The 19,639-nt window shown below is 65.9% G+C and carries 18 protein-coding genes; 13 read left to right on the top strand and 5 right to left on the bottom strand.

Annotation, left to right across the window (positions count from 1 at the left end; genetic code table 11):
* Positions 1–57: 57 nt before the first annotated feature.
* The 6 genes from ACE3P0_RS14900 (at position 58) to ACE3P0_RS14925 (ending at position 7,187) form a co-directional block, all read left to right on the top strand.
* Positions 58–963, top strand: a complete 906-nt coding sequence (locus ACE3P0_RS14900) for an SHOCT domain-containing protein (protein WP_374403494.1) — start codon at positions 58–60, stop codon at positions 961–963.
* A 217-nt stretch (positions 964–1,180) separates the two neighbouring features.
* Positions 1,181–1,891: a putative glycoside hydrolase gene (locus ACE3P0_RS14905; RefSeq protein ID WP_374403495.1), complete on the top strand. Its 711-nt coding sequence runs from the start codon at positions 1,181–1,183 to the stop codon at positions 1,889–1,891.
* An 81-nt stretch (positions 1,892–1,972) separates the two neighbouring features.
* Positions 1,973–4,234 (top strand): glycosyl hydrolase, encoded by a 2,262-nt coding sequence (locus ACE3P0_RS14910; RefSeq protein ID WP_374403496.1) that lies wholly within the window; start codon positions 1,973–1,975, stop codon positions 4,232–4,234.
* Positions 4,231–5,109 (top strand): family 16 glycosylhydrolase, encoded by an 879-nt coding sequence (locus ACE3P0_RS14915; protein WP_374403497.1) that lies wholly within the window; start codon positions 4,231–4,233, stop codon positions 5,107–5,109. Before ACE3P0_RS14910 ends, ACE3P0_RS14915 begins: the two co-directional genes overlap by 4 nt.
* Positions 5,106–6,122, top strand: coding sequence for a substrate-binding domain-containing protein (locus tag ACE3P0_RS14920; RefSeq protein WP_374403498.1), 1,017 nt, complete (start codon positions 5,106–5,108; stop codon positions 6,120–6,122). Before ACE3P0_RS14915 ends, ACE3P0_RS14920 begins: the two co-directional genes overlap by 4 nt.
* Positions 6,123–6,302: 180 nt before the next feature.
* Positions 6,303–7,187 (top strand): GyrI-like domain-containing protein, encoded by an 885-nt coding sequence (locus ACE3P0_RS14925; protein WP_374403499.1) that lies wholly within the window; start codon positions 6,303–6,305, stop codon positions 7,185–7,187.
* 77 nt (positions 7,188–7,264) lie between these two features.
* On the opposite strand, the gene ACE3P0_RS14930 is transcribed toward ACE3P0_RS14925, so the two are convergent.
* A complete protein-coding gene (locus ACE3P0_RS14930) occupies positions 7,265–8,995 on the bottom strand; it encodes a hypothetical protein (protein ID WP_374403500.1) in 1,731 nt (576 codons plus the stop codon).
* Between the two features lie 169 nt (positions 8,996–9,164).
* Complete coding sequence (locus ACE3P0_RS14935; protein WP_374403501.1) at positions 9,165–9,629, bottom strand: MarR family winged helix-turn-helix transcriptional regulator; 465 nt, start codon at positions 9,627–9,629, stop codon at positions 9,165–9,167.
* A 189-nt stretch (positions 9,630–9,818) separates the two neighbouring features.
* Between ACE3P0_RS14935 and ACE3P0_RS14940 the strand changes: the two genes are divergently transcribed.
* On the top strand, positions 9,819–10,373 hold the full coding sequence (locus tag ACE3P0_RS14940; RefSeq protein ID WP_374403502.1) for a GNAT family N-acetyltransferase: 555 nt from the start codon (positions 9,819–9,821) through the stop codon (positions 10,371–10,373).
* A gap of 16 nt (positions 10,374–10,389) precedes the next feature.
* Here the strand turns inward: ACE3P0_RS14940 and ACE3P0_RS14945 are convergent, their stop codons facing one another.
* Positions 10,390–10,560, bottom strand: a complete 171-nt coding sequence (locus ACE3P0_RS14945) for a hypothetical protein (protein ID WP_374403503.1) — start codon at positions 10,558–10,560, stop codon at positions 10,390–10,392.
* A 489-nt stretch (positions 10,561–11,049) separates the two neighbouring features.
* On the opposite strand from ACE3P0_RS14945, the gene ACE3P0_RS14950 reads away from it, so the two are divergent.
* From ACE3P0_RS14950 to ACE3P0_RS14960, 3 genes are all read left to right on the top strand, one after another.
* Positions 11,050–12,684, top strand: a complete 1,635-nt coding sequence (locus tag ACE3P0_RS14950; RefSeq protein ID WP_374403504.1) for a methyl-accepting chemotaxis protein — start codon at positions 11,050–11,052, stop codon at positions 12,682–12,684.
* 62 nt (positions 12,685–12,746) lie between these two features.
* Positions 12,747–13,094, top strand: a complete 348-nt coding sequence (locus ACE3P0_RS14955; protein ID WP_374403505.1) for a hypothetical protein — start codon at positions 12,747–12,749, stop codon at positions 13,092–13,094.
* A 16-nt stretch (positions 13,095–13,110) separates the two neighbouring features.
* Positions 13,111–13,539 (top strand): EamA family transporter, encoded by a 429-nt coding sequence (locus ACE3P0_RS14960; RefSeq protein WP_374403535.1) that lies wholly within the window; start codon positions 13,111–13,113, stop codon positions 13,537–13,539.
* On the opposite strand, the gene ACE3P0_RS14965 is transcribed toward ACE3P0_RS14960, so the two are convergent.
* The gene (locus ACE3P0_RS14965; RefSeq protein ID WP_374403506.1) at positions 13,532–14,440 is read right to left on the bottom strand and encodes a LysR family transcriptional regulator; all 909 of its coding nucleotides are present in this window, start codon (positions 14,438–14,440) and stop codon (positions 13,532–13,534) included. The two genes, ACE3P0_RS14960 and ACE3P0_RS14965, sit on opposite strands and share 8 nt — an antisense overlap.
* Positions 14,441–14,608: 168 nt before the next feature.
* Between ACE3P0_RS14965 and ACE3P0_RS14970 the strand changes: the two genes are divergently transcribed.
* From ACE3P0_RS14970 to ACE3P0_RS14980, 3 genes are all read left to right on the top strand, one after another.
* A complete protein-coding gene (locus ACE3P0_RS14970) occupies positions 14,609–15,619 on the top strand; it encodes a zinc-binding alcohol dehydrogenase family protein (protein ID WP_374403507.1) in 1,011 nt (336 codons plus the stop codon).
* A 31-nt stretch (positions 15,620–15,650) separates the two neighbouring features.
* Positions 15,651–16,733, top strand: a complete 1,083-nt coding sequence (locus tag ACE3P0_RS14975) for an NADH:flavin oxidoreductase/NADH oxidase (RefSeq protein ID WP_374403508.1) — start codon at positions 15,651–15,653, stop codon at positions 16,731–16,733.
* 185 nt (positions 16,734–16,918) lie between these two features.
* Positions 16,919–17,932 carry an extracellular solute-binding protein gene (locus ACE3P0_RS14980; RefSeq protein WP_374403509.1) on the top strand — a complete coding sequence of 338 codons (1,014 nt, stop codon included), beginning with the start codon at positions 16,919–16,921 and terminating at the stop codon, positions 17,930–17,932.
* A 55-nt stretch (positions 17,933–17,987) separates the two neighbouring features.
* On the opposite strand, the gene ACE3P0_RS14985 is transcribed toward ACE3P0_RS14980, so the two are convergent.
* Positions 17,988–19,625, bottom strand: coding sequence for an ABC transporter permease (locus ACE3P0_RS14985; protein WP_374403510.1), 1,638 nt, complete (start codon positions 19,623–19,625; stop codon positions 17,988–17,990).
* Between the last annotated feature and the right edge of the window lie 14 nt (positions 19,626–19,639).

Consider the following 19,639-nt stretch of genomic DNA (forward strand, 5'->3'; position numbering starts at 1 on the left):
CAACGCAAGCCGGTGCGGCGCGAGGGCGCGCCGCCTGGATCGAAACAGGAGGCAAGCATGAACAGATCGATTCTTTCCCCCCGCCGGGTCTGCCTGGCGCTCGCGACCGCAGCTGCCTTTGCCGCAGCGCCGGCGGTGTACGCCGGGCCGCTCGACAGCCTCACCGATCTGTTCAGCGACAGCGAGAGCCGCATCACGGTCTGGATCGCAAACCCGAGCGAGCGCCTGAATCTGAGCCCGTGGGACTACATCGAACTGCAACAGCGCAGCGGCGCAGAGACCGGCGCGCCGAACCAGCACCCGGTCCAGCTGTCAGCCGATGCGGTGGCGCGTGCGTTGAGCAGTGTGCAGGTGGTGCTGGGCAAGGACACCGTTGCGCTGTTCGAACAGGGTGAGGTATCGCGCCTGTCGCGTGCAATTGCGGGCAGTTTCTCGAAGGCAACGCCCGATCAGGATCTGGTCTTCGTCAGCACCAGCCGCCACAAGGAGCTGGGGGCTTACGGCGCCAAGCTGACGAACACCGGGCGGGTTTTCTATGCCGATGGCGCGCTGCAACTGGTGGTCGGCCTGCAGTTGTCCGACGCCTTGCTGGGGCTGCGCCCGGGCACCAGCCCGACGCGTTCGCTTGAACCGGGCAAGCGCGCGAAGAGCGCGGAACGCGTGAAGATCGTCGATCCGGGGCAGAGCGGGGCGCGTCTGGTCCGCAATGATTGGGTGGCCTTCCGGCTGGATGCGAGTGCGCCCGCGGTACCCGCAGCGCCTGCCGCGCTTGCGCCGGCGGTTGTGCCCGCCGCCGCGCCAGCGGCCCAGCCCGCAGCGGCGACAGCGGTAGACCCGACGGTACAGCGCCACTTCAGCCAGCAGGAAAGCCGCCTCGTGCTGCTCAAACGCATGCGCGACCAAGGGTTGATCACTGAAGCCGAGTACGAAGCCAAGCGCGCCGAGGCGTTGAAGAACCTCTGATTGACCAGCCCCCGCTCGCTAGCGGCCACCCGGGCGGGGGCGTCAAGGTCTCCGAATCCAGCTGATCCTGCAGGGTACCTGACTCATCCTGCTGTTTGCGGAGACTGTCTTGTAAAATGAAAGCGCTTTCATTAGGCTTTGCGCAGGCCTGAATCCAGACAAAGAAACCGGGCCCCGTTCAATGTGCTGCGAACCCAAGTCCATCAAGGAGGATGTCGTGATCAAGGAGATCTCCAAGCTTTCCGCCGGTGCTGTGCTGGCGATGACTGCGCTTTCAACGTCGCTGATGACCGGCTGCGCATCGACGCCCGGCGCAGCTCCCGCTGCAGCGCCGGCCGCCGCTGCCGCCCCGGCCGAGCCGGGCAAGCTCCAGCCGCTGCTGGTCTACGGCGACCAGGGCAGTATCGACCCGAACGTTCTCTTCCTCGGTACGCCGGCGAACTGGGCTTTCATCGTCCCGAACAAGGGCCTCGGCGCCATGGATGCCGGCAACATCAAGGCCGAGCCGACCAAGGTGGGGGGTGTGAACGGCGTCAAGGTCACCTGGACCGGCGGCGTTGGCCAGATCTACTCGCAGTCGAAGACTTCGCATGACCAGGTCGACTACGTTGATGCGGATTCCGCGCTGGTGTTCGACACGATCCTGCACAAGGCGCCGGAAGACCAGGTGCTGGTGCGCGTCGATTGCCGTTATCCCTGCATGGGCATGGTCGACACCACCGCTTACCTGAAGAACCTGCCGCTCGAGAAGCTGACCACCGTGAAGATCCCGCTGGCCTGCTTCGAGAAGGCCGGCACGAAGTTCCCGGTCGTGAATACCCCGTGGGTGATCTACACCGCCAAGCCTTTGTCGATGTCGATCGCCAACGTGCGCTATGTGCCGGGCGCCGCCAAGGACGCCGATGTGGCGATGAAGTGCGGTAGCTGATCGCACATGCTTGCGTAGCAATCAAACAGGCTCGATGTCGCGCGTGCGGCATCGGGCCTGTTGAACTTCTGGGTTGCCCTGATGAATCCGATCAAATTCTTCGCCGCCGCACTGCTGACGTTGTGCGCAACGGTGAGCTCCGCCGAGACGGTCAAACTCGGCCTCGGTCAGTACAGTTCGGCGCTGGAACTGGGCAGCGAGCGCGAACTGCCCCCGCTGCGCCATGAGGGCGGCCCTGCGCCGACCAACAAATGGTTCTCCTCGCTGCTGTTCGCACCCTGGCCGCAGCCGCTTTACGCACAGCCTGCTTCGTACCGCCCCACACCCGACGGCTTCGAGGTGGACATTCCGAAGCCCGAACCCATCCTCAGCGCAACGCGCGAGGAAAACGACATCGTTGCGGCGCACCGCTCGCGCCTGAGCATCGTGCCGACCGCCTTCAGCCCCGCCGATGCACGGGTCGGGCGTTATTCCGACTGGGCTGTCGATGTCGTGATGGCGAGCGGGGCCGATCGCCTCACGGCTACGCTGGCACATGGCTCGCCCTACAGTTTCTATGAGATCACGCGTGGCGATGTGCGCTTCAAGGCGAGCGAGCCGTATCGCGTGTTCTCGCGTTCCGACGACGGCCGCACACTGGGTGTGGCGGTTGGCGATCGTGCCTATGCGCTCTACGCCCCGGCGGGCGGGGAATGGCGCGAGCCCGATGCGAAAACGCTCGAACTCGCGCTGCCGAAAGGCAAGGGCTATTTCACCGTCGCCGTGCTGCCTGCGGCCGATGCGGCCCAGGTGAACCTGCTGCGACGCAATGCCTTTGCCTTCATCACCGACACCAAGGTGAGCTGGCAATACGACGAGAAGCGCAGCGAGCTGACGACGACCTATCTCGCGACCACGCAAGCGCGTGAGGGCACCGAGAAGGGCACGGTCTTCGCGCTGTATCCGCATCAGTGGCACGACAACCCCTTGCTGCCGGCCGTCTTGCCCTTGAGCTACAAGTCGATCCGCGGCGAGCTCAAGCTCATCAGCGGCAACAGCTTCCAGACCCGCTACCGTTACCGCGGCTTCGTGCCGACCTGGCCGGCGCTGGCGGAAGGCCCCGCCCGTACGCAGCTTGATGCCTTCCTCGCAGAGGATCTCCAGTTCGGGCCCGATCAGCTGCTTGGCAGCCGTGGCACCTACTGGGAAGGCAAGGGCTTCAACCGTGCGGTGCAGGTGATGGGGATTGTCGAAGCCATGGGCCGCACTCGCGATCGCGATGCGATCCTCGCGGCGACCAAGGCGCGCATGCAGCGCTGGTTTGCGCCGGGCGACGAAGTGGACCGCTACTTCCACTACAACAAGCGGGTGGGGTCGTTGATCGGCTACCCGGATGAATACGGCTCCGCCAACGAACTCAACGACCACCACTTCCACTACGGCTACTGGATCTTCGCCGCAGCACAGATCGCGTTGCGCGACCCCGACTGGGCCAACCGCGAGAAGTGGGGCGGCATGGTCGAGCTGATGATTGCAGACATCGCAAACACTGATCCGGCCAATCAGATGTTCCCCCGCTTGCGCCACTTCGATACCTACGAAGGGCATTCGTGGGCATCCGGCGGTGCGCCGTTCTTCGACGGCAACAACCAGGAATCGTCATCCGAAGCGATCAACGCATGGGCGGGCATGATCCTGTGGGGTGAAGCGACCGGCAACAAGCGCATCCGCGACACCGGCATCTACCTCTACACCACCGAAGTCGAAGCGCTCAAGCACTACTGGTTCGACCTGCATCACAAGGTGTTCGCACCCGAGTACAGCAACGTCGACGCTGCAATGGTGTGGGGCGACAAATATGTCCACACCACCTGGTGGACCGAAGACCCGCGCGAGGTGCATGGCATCAACCTGCTGCCGCTGACCACTGCTTCGCTCTATCTTGCGGCGGATCCGGACTACATCCTGCGCAACCTCGAAGCGATGGATGCCGAGTTCGAGCGCTTCCTCGCGCGCGACGGCAAGGCGCCGCGCGACATCTGGCAAGACATCCTGCTCGGCTATCACGCGTTGAGCGACGCCAACGCGGCGCTCGCCCGCTGGAACCCGAAAGGGGCGGTGGAAGACGGTGAAACACGCAGCCATACCTGGCACTGGATGAACACGCTTGCTGCATTCGGACGCCCGGATCTGGGGGTTGGCGCCGACGCGCCGCTTTACTCGGTGTTCCGTCGTGCCGATGGCACCCGCACCTATCTCGCCTACAACACCGGTTCGCGCGCACGCACGGTGAGCTTCAGCGATGGCACGCGACTCGTCGTGCCGCCCCGTTCTGCTGCGCGCACACAAGGAAAGAAGCCATGAAAACCAACAATCGCGCCCGTACCTATGTCTGTCTTGCTGCACTAAGCCTCGGGCTCGCCGCGTGCGGCGGCAGCGATAGCGCATCGGGTACCCCGGCCGGAAACGGCGATACGACGACGCCCGCCGGGGGTGTGCCGGAGGGCTGGAAGCTGGTGTGGGCAGATGAGTTCGATGTCGACGGTCTGCCCGACGCATCGCGCTGGGAGTACGACACCGACCGCAACCAGGCCGGTTGGTACAACAATGAGCTGCAGTACTACGCACGCGACCGCGCCGAGAACGCGGTCGTCAGCAACGGCAAGCTGGTGATCACCGCGCGCAAGGAACAGCTCAAGACCGCGTCGGACTGGGGTGGGCAGAACTACACCTCGGCGCGTCTCGTTACCCGTGGCAAGGCGAGCTGGACCTACGGCTTCTACGAGATCCGCGCCAAGCTGCCCTGTGGCCGCGGTACCTGGCCCGCGATCTGGATGCTGGGCACCGGTGGCGCATGGCCGAGCGATGGCGAAATCGACATCATGGAGCAGGTTGGCAGCGCACCGTCGACCGTGCTGGGCACGATCCACACCGAGTTGTACAACGGTGCGAAGGGTACCCAGCGCGGCGGCAGCACGCAGGTGTCGGATGCCTGCACGGCGTTCCACACGTATCAACTGAACTGGACCAAGGATCGCATCGTGATCGGCGTGGATAACAAGAACTACTTCCAGTTTGCCAATCCGGGTAATGGCTACGGCGGCTGGCCCTTCGACAAGCCGCAATACCTGCTGTTGAACCTCGCGATTGGCGGCACGCTGGGCGGCTCGGTCGATGACACGATCTTCCCGGTGCAGATGGAAGTCGACTACGTCCGGGTCTATCAGCCGGCATCATGAGTCTCTCCGGCAAGACGCCGCCCGGCGTTTCAATGGCGGAAATCGCCGCACGCGCCGGTGTTTCGGTCAGCACCGTCGCACGTGTGCTGAACGCGTCGGGCGGCGTGTCGAGCGAGCGCCGGCGCGCGGTGCAGGAGGCGGTGAACCTGCTCACTGGCGCGGCTGCCCCCGATGGCGGGCAGGCCTGCGCGCCGTGCACCGTGGGCGTGCTGGTGCAGGCGACCGAGAGCAGCTACTTCGATGCTTTGCTGCAGGGCATCGAGACGCAACTGGCGGCGCTCGGCTACAGCATGCTGCGTGTTTGCGGCGACTGGTCGGCGCGGGAAGAGGCCGAGCAGGTCCGTGCGCTGGTGGCACGCCGCGTAGCGGGGGTGATCCTGCCGTGTGGCGTGCTGGACGATGTGCTGCTGCAACGGCTTGCCGAAGAGGTGCCGATCGTCGTCACCGGTCGCAAGGCCCACGCCGAGCATCTGCGTTCCCTGAGCATCGACAACTGCGCCGGCGCTCTCATCGCGGTGCGCCATCTGCTCTCGCTCGGTCACCGGCGAATCGCGCATATCGCCGGCCCGCCGGATCAGGAAGACGCGCGCGAGCGGCTGGCTGGCTACAAACAGGGGCTTGAAGAGGCCGGCCTGCGCTTCGACCCGAATCTGGTCGTGCAGGGCGGCTTCCTGAAAGGCGGCGGACTTGCTGCCATGCATGCGCTGCTCGAGCGTGCGACCGCCTTCACCGCCGTGTTTGCCGCCAACGACCTGTCGGCCTGCGGCGCGCGCCAGGCGCTGCTGCGCTACGGCATCCGCGTGCCGGACGACATCTCGCTGATCGGATTCGATGACGCGGTTGAGGCCGTCAGCATCGATCCGCCGCTCACCACGATTCGACAGCCGGTGTACGAACTGGGGCGCGCTGCCGCGACGCAGATCGTCAATCTGATCAGCGGTGCAAGCGACGTTTTGCCCGCGGTGCCGCCGCTGGAGCTCGTCGTTCGCGGCAGCACACGGCGCCTGCGCTAGCTTTGATTGCGCCGGGGGGCGCAGAATGGCTTTCATAGAAAGACGTCGCATGACGACGTCACACAAGAGGAGGATGGGATGAGGACAGGAATGCGACAGCGCCTGCAGCGACAGGCGCGCGGACGATCGGTCGTCCATTTGATCGGGGCGGGGTGCCCGAGTCGGCGAGGGTGAGTCGCCATGCCGAGAATCGAAGACAAGCGGCACGACAAGGCCGCTGCATTTGCCCAGCGCATGAACCGGGTGCTCGATTTCATCGATAGCCATCTGGCGGAAACCGAACCGCTGCGCCTTGAAGCGCTGGCATCGGTGGCGGCGTTTTCGCCCTTTCACTTTCACCGCATCTTTCGCGCATGGACCGGCGAGACCTTGCAGGATTTCATTCGTCACCGTCGCCTCGAAAAGGCCGGCGGACAGTTGGTGCATAACCCGGCCACCACGGTCCAGACCGTTGCGCAGCATTGCGGTTTCACGTCGGCGGAAGCCTTCTCGCGCGCGTTCTCGCAGCACTTCGGCATGAGCCCGAGCGCCTGGCGTTCCGGTGGCTATCGGCACTGGGATCCGGTGCAGGGCCGCGCCTGTGACGACCGGCCCTGCGCAGGGCTCGATGTCCGCATGCGCTGCGAGCCGGACCGCACGGTGGCCTATTTCCGCCTGAGCGGCAGCTACCAGGAAACGCCCGACCAGGCGTGGTCGATGTGCATGGACTGGATTCGCGGCAACCATCTCGAAACGCAGCCGCGTTTCGGTATGGCGCTGGATGACCCGCTCATCACGCCACCTGCGCGCTGCCGTTACGATGCCTGCGTGTTGTTGCCCGATGGTTGGGAACCCCGCGGCGAGCGCATCTCGCGCAAGCGCATCGAGGGCGGCCTCTATGCCTGCTTCGCCTATGCCGGCCCGCGCGCCGGTATCGCGGCCGCCTGGCTGTCGATGCTGGGCGAATGGCTGCCGAACAGCGGACACGGTTTGAGCGAAGAGCCCTTCGTCGAGCACTACGCAGCGCACATCACACCGACCGGCGATCCGATCTCGGTCGAACTCTGCATGCCCCTGAGCGAGTAATACAAAACCCCCGCAGCGCGTTGCCGCGCTGCGGGGTTGCTGCGGAGCGCGTCAGCGCTGCGCATCGCGATCGAAGCTCACTTCGACCAGTAGATGTTGTCGACCAGCACCTTCGCGGTCGGCTTGCCCGTCGTGCCGGTCACCGCATAGCGGTCGGCAATCACGAAGCCATTCGACACTTTGGTCATGTCGAGCACTGCGGTGGTCGGCTGGCCGTACGCCGGTGCGGCCTTGGCGGCGATCGCGCTGACCGGCACCGACACGGTGTGCCACGCACCGTCATTCACATAGCCATACTGCCCCGGCGCAATCGCGAGATACACGTCGGTGCCGGTATTGGCGTTGGTGCTGCCAGTGAAGAAGCCCACTTCCAGCTTGCCGGGGTAGGTGGTCTTGATGCTGAAGTTGATATGGCCCGAAGCGGCGTTGAAGTTGGTCAGGTCGTCCGGATTCGCCAGCAGCATGAAGAAGCCCCAGCCCCAGTCCTTCGGCACCGGCGTGATCTCCAGTGCGTTGGCGCCTTCGCTTGCGTCGCCGGCGATGATGCTGCCGACGGCCGTGTTGCCATCCCATGCGAGCCAGCTCGTCAGCGGCGTGATCGGGCCGGCCGGCACGGCTGAATCGGCAGCCACGGTGTCGGCGAACAGCGTATAGGTGTTGGCCGTGATGCGCGGGTTCGACGCTGCGGGGATGAAGTACACCGCGTCGGCCAGCGTGTACGTCGCTGCCTGGCGCTGGCTCTCCGGGTACAGATCGTAGATCACGTACTTCGCGAGGCGATTCACGTCGAACAGGCCCCAGCCGTCGTCGCCGCCCTTCCAGGGCTCATCGAATGCCTCGAAGGTAAAGATCGCCTTCGGGCCGTTGGTCCATGCGGCCATGCGGTCGAAGTACATCTTCTGGTTCACCGGATGGGCGCGTTGCGACTCGCCGCCCGTGACCGTGCTCTTCCAGCCGGTCTCGCCGATCACGATTGGCATGTTCGGCTGCTTGCTCGCGACGTAGGCGGCAACCGCGCTGTAGTCCTTCTTCGCCTTCGCCAGTGCGGCGTCCATCATCGCTGCCGCGCGCTGATCGGCCGGCACGCTGGCTTGTTGCCAGTCCCACAGGCCCCAGGGCGTGTCGGCAAGCGGATAGGTATGCATCGCAACGTAGTCGATCACGTCGAGCACCTTGTCGGTGTCGTACTTCTTCTGGTCGTTGGCAAAGAAGGCCCAGTTGTCGTCGGTGGTCACCGGCTGCGTCACGCGGGCGCGCACTGCCGAAATGTAGGCCGCCATATCGGCCGGCGGCACCTTCAGGCCCGACCAGTCGACCATCGTCTCGTTGCCGATGCTCACGCCGAGTACGATGTCCTTGTAGGTGTTCGCGAGCGTAACGCCGCGCTCGATTTCTGCAAGGTTGTCGGCATCCGAGCTGGCCTTCGGGCCGCTGATCCAGATGCCCAGTTGCACCTTGATGTCGAGGTTGTTGTCCTTGATCACCTGCAGCGTCTTCAGCGCGTGCGCGTCCGAGCTGTCGAACAGGCGGATCAGGCGGAAGTTGCCCTGCACCAGCAGTTGCAGATCCTGCAGGATCTCGGCGGATGTCGGGGTCACCGAGCGGTCGGTGCCACGGTAGCCGGAGTAGGACACCGCCTTGCGCGTGGTGAATTCCGAACTCAGCGGCCGCAACTCGCGCTGCGTCGGCGTGGGGGTGGGCGTGGGTGCGGGGTCGTTGGATGAGCCGCCGCATGCACTCAGCAGCAGGCTGGCCGCGAGGGCCGCCAGGCCGAGCAGGTTTCTTCTACGTGAATCGAACGCGAACACCGTTGTCTCCTTTAATCGTATGGTCGTGCGCAGTTGCGCCATCGCCGCACAGGAATTGCTGCGATGAGCCATGCTAGGAGTGTGGTGTGCTATCCGACCATGACCCGGATTGCGGATCGCTGTCGCCTGCTCGAGCAGGGCGAATTCAGTCTGCTAGGCGGAATACCGCTCAGCGCGTGATGTTTGCTGCCGCGTGGTCGCTTTGCTGTGCGTCGCACAGCGCGCGGTGAAGGCGTTGCAGTCCGCGCGCAATTTCCTGCTGTTCGTGCTTGCCGAGATCGGCGAGCAAGGCGTTGGCATGGCCGTTGAGCGTGGCGTTGAGTGCGGCGACCCGTTGCTCCCCTGATGCGGTGAGCGTCACCAGCCAGCTGCGCGCGTCGGCCGGGTTGGGCTGCTTGTTGACGAAGCCCTCGCGCACAAGGCTTTCGACGGCACGGCTGATCCAGCTCTTCTCAAGCAGCAGGCGCGCGCCGAGTTCGGAGAGCGGCATCGCGCCGCTGCGCCCGAGTTCGGTGAGGATATGGCACTGCGTGTTGCTGGTGCCGCTGCACTCGGCGGCCGCACGCTGGGCGCGGACGTAAAGGCGTGCGACTTCGCGCAGCAGTTCGCCTGGATTCGGCGGCAGATCGGTCATTGGGTCAGGTTGGGCAAGACAACCGGGCGACTCTGATTGGCGCCCGGGCGCTTGTCAATCGTACCGGGCGCTCATCGACGATCGGCATTCCCCGTGCGCGGGTGTATTGTCCGCCTGCGTCGCGGCCTACCGGTCGCGATCGGCAGGCCGCACTGTCTAGGTGGCTGCCCGCGTTTCCACGAGGACCGCATGAATCCGCTCGACCCGCTGCCGCTGCATGGCGCGCGCATCACCCTTCGCCGCCTGCGTGCCGAAGATCTCTCCGCTTTTCAGAGCTATCGACAAGACCCGGAGGTCGGCCGTTACCAGGGCTGGCGCCCCCAATCGGACGCCGATGCGTTGGCCTTCATTACCGCGATGACGATGGCGCCGATCTTTCCGCGTGCCGAATGGGTGCAGCTTGGCATCGCGGAGCGGACCACCTATGAACTGATCGGCGACATCGGCGTTTGTGTTGCGGCCGACGCGGCGCAGGCCGAGATCGGATTTTCGCTGAGCCGCATGGCACAGGGTCGCGGTCTCGCACATGAAGCGCTGGGGCTTGCCACCCGCTTGTTGTTCGAGACGACACCGGTCCGCGAGATCATCGGCATCACCGATGCACGCAACGCGCCGTCGATTGCGTTGCTGGAGCGTCTAGGCATGCGTCGCAGTGCGAGCGTAGAAGCGCTTTTCCGCGGCGAACCCTGCGTCGAGCACACATACGTGCTGCACCGGCCGCAAGGCGAGGCCAGCGCGCGCTGAACCCCGCGCGGCGGCATCAACCGCGCGATGCGTCGGCCGAGGCCACGGCGGTCGGTTGCGCCACCACCGCCTGTGCGGCGACCTGCTCGTAACCCACCACGGTGCTGCCAAGGCACAGTGCGGTACCAACGATGGCGAGCACGGCTGCAAGTACTTTGTGGCTGTTGCGGATCAGTTGGGTTTTCATGGTGTTTCCTCTCACTCTCGGGCCTGGGGGGCAGTTGCCGTCGGGTTGGATCGGTGCTGCGTTGAGTGAAGGATGGACGTCGCCACAGGCTGCCGCGAGCGGGATGCGACGAACTGCAGCCAGGCTGGCGCAGATTGCAGAAAGGCGGGCTGGACTGCATGGCTGGGTTGACCTCGGTGGCACGCGCCGGCTCGGCGCGGCGGCATCCACCCGGGTTCGCAGGCGGCTGACCAATGGCGCGGTGCGCTTCTGACCTGCGTCAGCCGAATCGCCGCAAGGCAACGATATCGTTCGATCAGACGATTTAATTGCAATGTTGTCAATTTTGGCGATTCGGCGTCGTAAAGAGCCTATTGGCGCCCGCACTGGCACGCAGCTGGAATCAAGCGATCTATCGCGGCTGCTCGGCGGCGCCATGCCACGGGTGCCTGCGCGTCGCGCACCGGCGCCTTCCCCCGATTCGCGCGGCCGCCCCCCGGAGCCCCCTGCATGCGAAGTAACCTGCCCATTACCCAAGTCGAGACGATCCTGCCCGACGGGGTTTTCATCTACTCCCGCACCGACCTGAAAGGCCGTATCACCGAGGCGAATCGCGCCTTCGCGGAGATCAGCGGCTATGAACCCGAGGCCATGCTGGGTGAGCCGCACAACCTGATCCGCCATCCGGACATGCCGCCGGCGGCCTTTGCGGACATGTGGCAGAACCTTAAGGCGGGACGCCCCTGGAAGGGCGTTGTGAAGAACCGGCGTAGCGACGGCGGTTTCTACTGGGTCGTTGCAAACGTCTCGCCGGTGCGCGAGCACGGGCAGATCGTCGGGTATCAATCCGTGCGGACGCGGCCCAGCAAGGCGCAGATCGCCGCTGCCGAAACCGCCTACCGCCGCCTGCGTGAGGGCGACCGAAGCATTTATGTGAAGGATGGCCGGGTGCGTCGCAAGCATGGCCGCCTGCGTGCCGGCCTGTTGGCGCACGAAACGCGTGTTGCCGGCTTTGTTGTACTGGCGTTGCTGATGAGTCTGCTGGCGGTCGCTGGCGCGTTGTTGCCACAAGCGGCGCTGACCGGTGCAACACTCGTTGCGGCCGGCCTTACGGTGCTCGCCGGCCTCTACCTGTTGGGCGCCCATCTTCCGCACACCCGCCGCCGTCTCGACAGCATCCAGTCGTTTCTTGAGGCGGCGCTTTCCACCGGCGAGCTGACCGCCTCGCTCTCACCCGAATGCGACGACCGTATCGGACGTATCACCGCGCAGCTCGATACGCTTCTTTCGGCAACCCGCGCGACGCTGCAGATCGTGCAGGATGCGACGCGCGAGGTCGGCGAATCCACGCATCAACTGCACGGCAGCGTCGAGCGCCTGCATGGCGCGGCGGCCGAGCAGAGCGCGATCACCTCGTCGGCCGCATCCGGCGTGGAAGAGATGACGGTATCGATTTCTGAAGTCGCGCTGCATGCCAACGATACCCACGCGGTGGCACAGAATGCCGGCTCGGCGGCCGAGCAGGGCGTAGCGGTGTCGCTGCAGGCGGGCGAAACGATACAGGGGCTCGCCGAGGCGATCTCGAACTCGACCGAGACCGTCGGCCAGCTCGGCCGGCGGATGACGGAAGTCGGCCGCGTCGCCGGCGTGATCAAGGAGATCGCCGAGCAGACCAATCTGCTTGCGCTCAATGCCGCGATCGAGGCGGCGCGTGCCGGCGAACAAGGGCGCGGCTTCGCGGTGGTGGCGGACGAAGTGCGCAAGCTCGCCGAGCGCACCGCATCAGCGACACGGGAAATCGACGCGATGATCACCCGCATACACGCCGAAGCCGACGAGGCAGTGAGCGGCATGCAGCACAGCGTCGAACAGGTCAGCGCTTCGGTCGCCCTGGTCGACGACGCCGAGCGTGCGCTGGCACGCATCAACGCCGAGATGGGCGCAACGCTCAAGCGTGTCGGCGAGATTTCGCTGTCGTCGCAAGAGCAGGCGAGCGCGATGAACGCCCTTGCACAAAGCCTCGAGAACGTTGCGCGCCTGACCGAAGAGAACCTCAACGTTGCGCACGCCACGCAGCGCTGCTCGCATGCGCTGCATCAGAACGTGGAGCGCATGCGTAAGGCGGTGGCGCAGTACAACGTGTGAATGCGGCCAGTGCAGGGCGGCGGGCGTCGACCTGCTGCCCTGGCTGGGGCACACTGCCGGCTGTGGATTTCATCTACGTCAAAATTCCCGCCTCCGAAGCCCTCGCGAACCGTGAGCACACGATTCACGAGGCGCTCGAAACGGCACTCGCCGCCGATGCCGCAGGCGCGCTGATCGGCTGGGGTGCATCGCTCGAAGGAGTGCCGAAGCGCCGGCCTGTGCGTGTCGCGTTTCACCGCATCGACATCGAAGCGCCGGACGCCCGCCATGCGCGCGGGGTGCTGCGGCGCGCGCTCGCCTCCCTGAATCTGCCGCCCGGCACCGAGCTGCACTACAGCGAAGACGGCGTGCCGCTGCAGGAGCGGCTCGATGCCGACGGCTGGTCTGCGCCGCAGGCACTTCTCCGGTGATCGCCGGGGTGCGCTGATGGCGTCCAACGGCTGGCTCTTCTGGGCACTGCTGTCGGCCTGCTTCGCGGCGCTCACCGCGATCTTCGCAAAGCTGGGCATCCGCGGCGTCGATTCCGACTACGCCACGCTGTTGCGCACCATCGTCATCGTGTTCGTGCTGGCGGCCTTCGTTGGCTATGCCGGCAAGTGGAGCGACCCGCGTACGCTGTCGTGGAAGACGCTGCTGTTCCTGTCGCTCTCCGCGCTCGCGACCGGCGCATCGTGGGTGTGCTACTTCCGTGCGCTGCAGATCGGCGAGGCCTCGAAGGTCGCGCCGGTCGACAAGTTCAGCCTGGTGCTGGTCGCGCTGTTCGCCGTCGCCTTCCTGGGTGAGCGGCCGTCGCTGCGCGAGTGGTTCGGCATCGGCCTCGTCGCGTGCGGCGTGCTGGTGCTGGCGATCAGGTAGGTGCTGCCGCGGGCCTGCGTTCGAAGGCTGTCTGCAGGTACTGCAGCAGCGCCTGCAGGCGCGCCGGCTGGTACTGGCGGCTCGGGTACACCGCGTACAGCGGCACTTGCTCGGTCTGCGCCGCGGGGAACAAGTTGATCAGCCGCCCGCTATCGAGATCGGCCTGCATGTCGAGCCGCGATTTGTAGACAATGCCGTAGCCCTTCAAGGCCCATTTGCGTACCAGCGCACCGTCGTCGGCGGCACGGTCACCACTGACCTGTACCTCACGTGCGCGGCCGTCGTGGAACAACCGCCAATGGTTGTAGATCTCGCCATTGCGATAGAAGCAGATGCAGTTGTGTGCCGCCAGCGCTTCGATGCTCGCCGGGCGGCCGTAACGTTCAAGGTAGGCCGGCGCCGCGCACAGCACGCGGTCGTTGTCGCACAGCTTGCGTGCGATCAGCGCCGAATCGCGCAGCAGGCCGTAGCGCAGCACCAGGTCGATCGGGTTGCGGTAGAGGTCGTGCATGCCATCCGACAGATGCATGACGATGCGGATCTGCGGGTGTTTTTCGCGGAAGGTTTCCAGCAACTCGTCGAGGTAGTCACGCCCCAGATCTGACGGCGCGCCGAGGTGGATTTCGCCCGACAGCCCCTCTCGCCCGCGTCGCAGCGCAGCCATGCCTTCTTCCAGCAGTTGCGTCGATTGCACGCAGTAGCCGAGGAAGTCCTCGCCGGCCGGCGTCAGCCGCAACGAGCGGGTCGAGCGCTCGAAGAGCTGGCTGCCCAGCTCACGTTCAAGCCGTTTGATCGCCGCGCTGGCGGTGGCGGGTGTCAGGCCCAGCTGGCGCGCCGCGCCACTGATGCCGCCGATTTCGCTGACGCGGATGAAGAGCTGGATGTCGGCCAGGTAGGGCATAGCACACCTCATTTTCAAACGCAGTTTGATAGTAAATCAAAGTGGCGGTGGATTAACGGGGCGCGCGCGAGGCCCTACAGTTGCACCATCACTTCCCGCAACACAGGAGACCGCCATGCCCCACACGCACCACCCCCAACCCGCGTTCGCCGCAGGGGACATCCGCTCATGAAAGCGATTGCTTACCGTACACCCGGCCCGATCGATGCGCCCGACAGCCTGGTCGAGCTCGACTTGCCCCGCCCCGAGGCGGCCGGCCGCGACCTGCTGGTGCAGGTTCAGGCCGTTTCGGTGAACCCGGTTGACGCCAAGGTGCGCAGCGGTGCGCCGGCCACCGGCGGCGCCCGTGTGCTGGGCTTCGATGCCGTCGGTGTGGTGCGCGAAGTGGGCCCGCAGGTTTCGCTGTTCAAGCCGGGCGATGAAGTCTGGTACGCCGGTGCGATCGACCGGTCGGGCAGCAATGCCGAATTCCAGCTGGTCGACGAGCGCATCGTCGCGCTGCGGCCGCGCACGCTGTCGGCCGCCGATGCCGCCGCACTGCCGCTGACTGGCATCACCGCGTGGGAACTGCTGTTCGATCGCCTGCAGGTGCCGCTGGCCGGCAACGGCCAGCCGGCGGCGCTGCTGATCGTCGGTGCGGCCGGTGGTGTCGGCTCGGTGCTGATCCAGCTGGCACGCCAGCTCACCGGGCTCACCGTTGTCGCCACGGCCTCGCGGCCTGAAACCCGCGAATGGGTCAGCGCGCTCGGCGCCCACCATGTCATCGACCATCGCCAGCCGATGGCGCCGCAACTCGCCGCGCTGCCTCTGCCGCCGCTCAGCTACGTGATCAGCCTGACGCACACCGACAAGCACTTCGATCAGCTGGTCGAGGTGCTCGCGCCGCAAGGCAAGCTCGCGCTGATCGACGATCCGGGCCCGATCGATGTGCGCCTGCTCAAGCGCAAGAGCCTGAGCCTGCACTGGGAACTGATGTTCACCCGCTCGCTCTACCAGACCGATGACATGCAGGCGCAGCACGACCTGCTCGGCGAGCTGGCGAAGCTGGTGGACCAGGGCGCGGTGCGCAGCACGGCGCGCCTGCATCTGGGCAAGATCAACGCCGCGAACCTGCGCGAGGCGCATCGTCTGCAGGAAACCGGCACCGCGATCGGCAAGATCGTGCTCGAAGGATTCTGAGGCGCATCCCGCCGCGACAAGGACACACACCATGAGCAAACTCTTCACGCCCTATTCGATCGGCCCGCTGACGCTGGAGAACCGCATCGTCATCGCACCGATGTGCCAGTACTCCGCCGAGGATGGCCACGCCACCGACTGGCACCGCATCCACTTGGGCCAGCTCGCGCTGTCGGGCGCCGGCCTGCTGATCATCGAGGCGACCGCGGTGGAGCCGGTCGGACGCATTTCGCCGGCCGACCTTGGCCTCTGGTCCGATTCCACCGAGGCGGCGCTCGGCGCCGTGCTGCAGAGCGTGCGCAAGTATTCGGCGATGCCGATCGCGATCCAGCTCGCCCACGCCGGGCGCAAGGCCGGCAGCGCGATCCCTTGGCTGCCGGGCAGCGGTGGCGACTGGCAGAACGTGGCGCCCTCCGCGTTGCCCTTCAACGATGCCGACACCACACCGGCCGCGCTGGATCAGGCCGGGCTGCAACGGGTGCTGCAGGCCTTCGTGGCCGCTGCGCAGCGCGCGCACCGCATCGGCATCGACGCGATCGAGCTGCACGCCGCGCACGGCTACCTGCTACATCAGTTCCTGTCGCCGCTGTCGAACACGCGCAGCGACGAGTTCGGCGGTTCGCTGGAAAACCGCATGCGCTTCCCGCTGATGGTGTTCGATGCAATCCGCGAAACGGTGCCGGCGAGCATGCCGGTCGGTATCCGCATCTCGGCGACCGACTGGGTCGAAGGCGGCTGGGATCTTGAGCAGAGCGTCGTGCTGGCGCACGCGCTGGCGAAGCGCAATTGCGCCTTCATCCATGTTTCGAGCGGCGGGCTGTCGCCGCGGCAAGCGATCACGCCAGCGCCGGACTACCAGGTGCCGCTTGCCGCGCGCATCCGTGCTGAAACCGGCTTGCCGACCGTAGCGGTAGGCCTGGTGACGGACGCCGAACAGGCCGAGGCCATCGTCGCCCGTGGTGATGCCGACATGGTGGGCGTGGCGCGGGTGATGCTGTACGACCCGCACTGGCCGTGGCATGCCGCCGCCAAGCTCGGCGCACAGGTCAGCGCGCCGCCGCAGTACTGGCGCTCACAGCCGCACGGCGTGCACAAGCTGTTCAAGGGAGCCTGAGCGCGACGGTTCCGGGCCTGTGTGGACCAAGGCCTGAGGGTGGCGAGTGGGGCTGGGGCCGTGCGGACCGGCGCGGCGCCTCCCTACGTTCTAACGCGTTACACGAATGAACTGAGAATAGTTCGTATTTACTATAAGGTCGTCAGGCGGTACAGTTGGGGCGTGATGTTTCCCGGAGTTCCGCCATGTTTGCACGTACCGTCCTGACACTTGCCTTCGCCACGCTGGCCACTGCCTCCGGCGCGCAGGAGAAGGTCCTCAACCTTTATTCGGCCCGCCACTACCAGACCGACGAAGCGCTCTACAGCAACTTCACCAAGCTCACCGGCATCAAGATCAACCGGATCGAGGGTAAGGAAGACGAGTTGATGGAGCGCATCCGCAATGAGGGCGCCAACAGCCCGGCCGATCTGCTGATCACCGTGGATGCGGCGCGGCTCGCGAAGGCGCATGACCTCGGCCTCTTCGCGCCGGTCAATTCGTCGGTGCTCAACGTGCGCATTCCGGCGCATCTGCGTACCGAAGACTGGTTCGCCTTCTCGACCCGCGCCCGCGTGATCATCTTCAACAAGTTGAGCGTCAAGCGCGACCAGGTGCGGACCTACGACGACCTCGCCGCGCCTGCGCTGAAGGGCAAGGTGTGCAGCCGCTCCGGCTCGCATCCGTACAACCTGTCGCTGCTCGCATCGATCATCGCCAACCAGGGCGAGGCGCATGCCGAGGCCTGGGCGCGTGGCGCGGTGGCGAACTTCGCACGCCAGCCCAAGGGCGGCGATACCGACCAGATCAAGGCCGTGGCCGCCGGCGAATGCCAGGTCGCGACGGCCAACACCTACTACATCGCACGCATGATGCGCTCGGACAAGCCTGAAGACCGCAAGGCGATCGAACAGATCGGCGTGGTGTGGCCGAACCAAGGTACCACCGGCACGCATATCAACGTGTCCGGTGCCGGCTTGCTGAAAAACGCGCCGCATCGCGAAGCGGCGGTGAAGTTCCTCGAGTACCTCGCCTCCGACGAGGCGCAGCGTTACTTCGCCGATGGCAACAACGAATGGCCGGTGGTCGAGGGGCTCAAGATCGCAAATCCGGCGCTCGATACGCTCGGCAGCTTCAAGGCCGACAAGCTCCCGGTGAAGGATCTCGCGCAGTACCAGGCGAAGGCGCAGATGATCTACGACCGCGCCGGCTACAAGTAAGCCGGGTGTTTTGAAGCCAAAAGGCCGGGGCAAGCCCCGGCCTTTTTCATGGGCACTATTTGCGGGTTCGCGCGATCTGGCGCGACAGCGCGATCAGCGGCAACAGGCCGACGGCGACGATGGCCAGCGCGGCGGTGGAGGCTTCGGTCAGGCGCTCGTCGGCCGCCAGCGTGTAGGTCTGCGTCGCCAGCGTGTCGAAGTTGAAGGGGCGCATCACCAGTGTCGCCGGCAATTCCTTCATCACGTCGACGAACACCAGCAAGCCGGCCGTCAGCAGGCTGCCGCGCAGGATTGGTGCATGCACCCGGCGCAGGATTGCGAAGGCACCAAAGCCGAGGCTGCGCGCGGCGTCGTCCATGCTCGGCGTGATTTTCGCGAGGCTGGCCTCCACCGTCTGCAGCGCCACGGCGAGAAAGCGCACCAGGCAGGCGTAGACCAGTGCCGCGATGCCGCCGGTCAGCAGCAGGCCGGGGTTGTGGCCGAACCACTGCTGCCACTGCAGACCGAGCCAGGTGTCGAGCCGTGTGACCGGAATCAGCACCCCGACGGCAATCACCGCGCCCGGTACTGCGTAGCCGAGCCCGACGATACGGTTGAGCCCGCGTGCGAGCCAGGTCTTCGATACGCGCGCCGAATAGGCCAGCAGCAGCGCGAGCAGCACCGCCAGTGCGGCGGTGGTGGCCGCCAGCACGAAGCTGTTGCGTGCCAGCGTGAGGAAGCGCGCGCCGAACTGTGCATCGCCCTCGGTCAGTGCCATCTTCAGCAGAAGGCCGGCAGGCAGCACGAAGCCAGCGAACAGCGGCAGCGCGCAGGCCAGTACGGCCAGTGCGGCGGCCGGCCCCCGCAGGCGGGTGCGCATCGGCGGGCGATTGCGGTTGCCGCTGTTGTGATAACGGGCACGGCCGCGCGTGAGGCGTTCGAGTGCGATCAGCAGCAGCACGAAGCCGAGCAGGATCGCCGCGAGCTGCGCCGAAGCGACACGGTCGCCGAGCGAGAACCAAGCGCGGTAGATGCCGGTGGTGAAGGTGTCGACGGCGAAGTACGCCACGGTGCCGTAGTCGGCGAGGGTTTCCATCAGCGCCAGCGCGATGCCGGCGGCGAGCGCCGGCCGCGCCAGTGGCAGCGACACGCTGAAGAACGCGCGCCATGGCCCGAGGCCCAGTGTGCGGGCGGCTTCCAGCACACCGCCGGCGCGTTCGATGAACGCGGTGCGGGCGAGCAGATAGACATAGGGATACAGCACGCACACGAACATCGCGATCGCACCCGGCAGCGAGCGCACATCCGGGAACCAGTAGTCGCCGTGTGCCCAACCGAAGGCGTTGCGCAGCGCCGTCTGCACAGGCCCGACGAACTGCAGCAGATCGGTATAGACATAAGCCATCACATAGGCGGGCACTGCGAGTGGCAGCACCAGCGCCCACTCGAACACGCGACGGCCGGGGAAATCGTGCATGGCGGTCAGCCAGGCCGTGGCGGTGCCGACAACAGCCACGCCGCAGCCCACGCCGAGGCATAGACGCAGGGAGTTGGCGATGTAGTCGCCCAGCACGGTCTCGCTCAGATGCGCCCAGGTTGTGCTGGTGCCGCCGACGAGCAGGTTCAGCCCCACGCTGGCGACTGGAAGTCCGGTCAGCACGGCGATGACGAGGGCAATCGCAACGAGAGGGGTGAAGAAACGCAAGGCAGGCATGGGCGCAAATGCGA

The sequence above is a fragment of the Niveibacterium sp. genome (assembly GCF_041909475.1).
In the GTDB taxonomy this organism is placed as follows: Bacteria; Pseudomonadota; Gammaproteobacteria; order Burkholderiales; family Rhodocyclaceae; genus Niveibacterium.

Excerpts from the sequence above, each read along its gene's own strand:
- ACE3P0_RS14965 (WP_374403506.1), bottom strand. The coding sequence starts at position 14,440 with ATGCCCTACCTGGCCGACATCCAGCTCTTCATCCGCGTCAGCGAAATC.
- ACE3P0_RS14960 (WP_374403535.1), top strand. The coding sequence starts at position 13,111 with ATGGCGTCCAACGGCTGGCTCTTCTGGGCACTGCTGTCGGCCTGCTTC.
- ACE3P0_RS14915 (WP_374403497.1), top strand. The coding sequence starts at position 4,231 with ATGAAAACCAACAATCGCGCCCGTACCTATGTCTGTCTTGCTGCACTA.
- ACE3P0_RS14950 (WP_374403504.1), top strand. The coding sequence starts at position 11,050 with ATGCGAAGTAACCTGCCCATTACCCAAGTCGAGACGATCCTGCCCGAC.
- ACE3P0_RS14920 (WP_374403498.1), top strand. The coding sequence starts at position 5,106 with ATGAGTCTCTCCGGCAAGACGCCGCCCGGCGTTTCAATGGCGGAAATC.
- ACE3P0_RS14945 (WP_374403503.1), bottom strand. The coding sequence starts at position 10,560 with ATGAAAACCCAACTGATCCGCAACAGCCACAAAGTACTTGCAGCCGTG.
- ACE3P0_RS14935 (WP_374403501.1), bottom strand. The coding sequence starts at position 9,629 with ATGACCGATCTGCCGCCGAATCCAGGCGAACTGCTGCGCGAAGTCGCA.
- ACE3P0_RS14900 (WP_374403494.1), top strand. The coding sequence starts at position 58 with ATGAACAGATCGATTCTTTCCCCCCGCCGGGTCTGCCTGGCGCTCGCG.
- ACE3P0_RS14940 (WP_374403502.1), top strand. The coding sequence starts at position 9,819 with ATGAATCCGCTCGACCCGCTGCCGCTGCATGGCGCGCGCATCACCCTT.
- ACE3P0_RS14985 (WP_374403510.1), bottom strand. The coding sequence starts at position 19,625 with ATGCCTGCCTTGCGTTTCTTCACCCCTCTCGTTGCGATTGCCCTCGTC.
- ACE3P0_RS14975 (WP_374403508.1), top strand. The coding sequence starts at position 15,651 with ATGAGCAAACTCTTCACGCCCTATTCGATCGGCCCGCTGACGCTGGAG.
- ACE3P0_RS14970 (WP_374403507.1), top strand. The coding sequence starts at position 14,609 with ATGAAAGCGATTGCTTACCGTACACCCGGCCCGATCGATGCGCCCGAC.
- ACE3P0_RS14910 (WP_374403496.1), top strand. The coding sequence starts at position 1,973 with ATGAATCCGATCAAATTCTTCGCCGCCGCACTGCTGACGTTGTGCGCA.
- ACE3P0_RS14980 (WP_374403509.1), top strand. The coding sequence starts at position 16,919 with ATGTTTGCACGTACCGTCCTGACACTTGCCTTCGCCACGCTGGCCACT.
- ACE3P0_RS14925 (WP_374403499.1), top strand. The coding sequence starts at position 6,303 with ATGCCGAGAATCGAAGACAAGCGGCACGACAAGGCCGCTGCATTTGCC.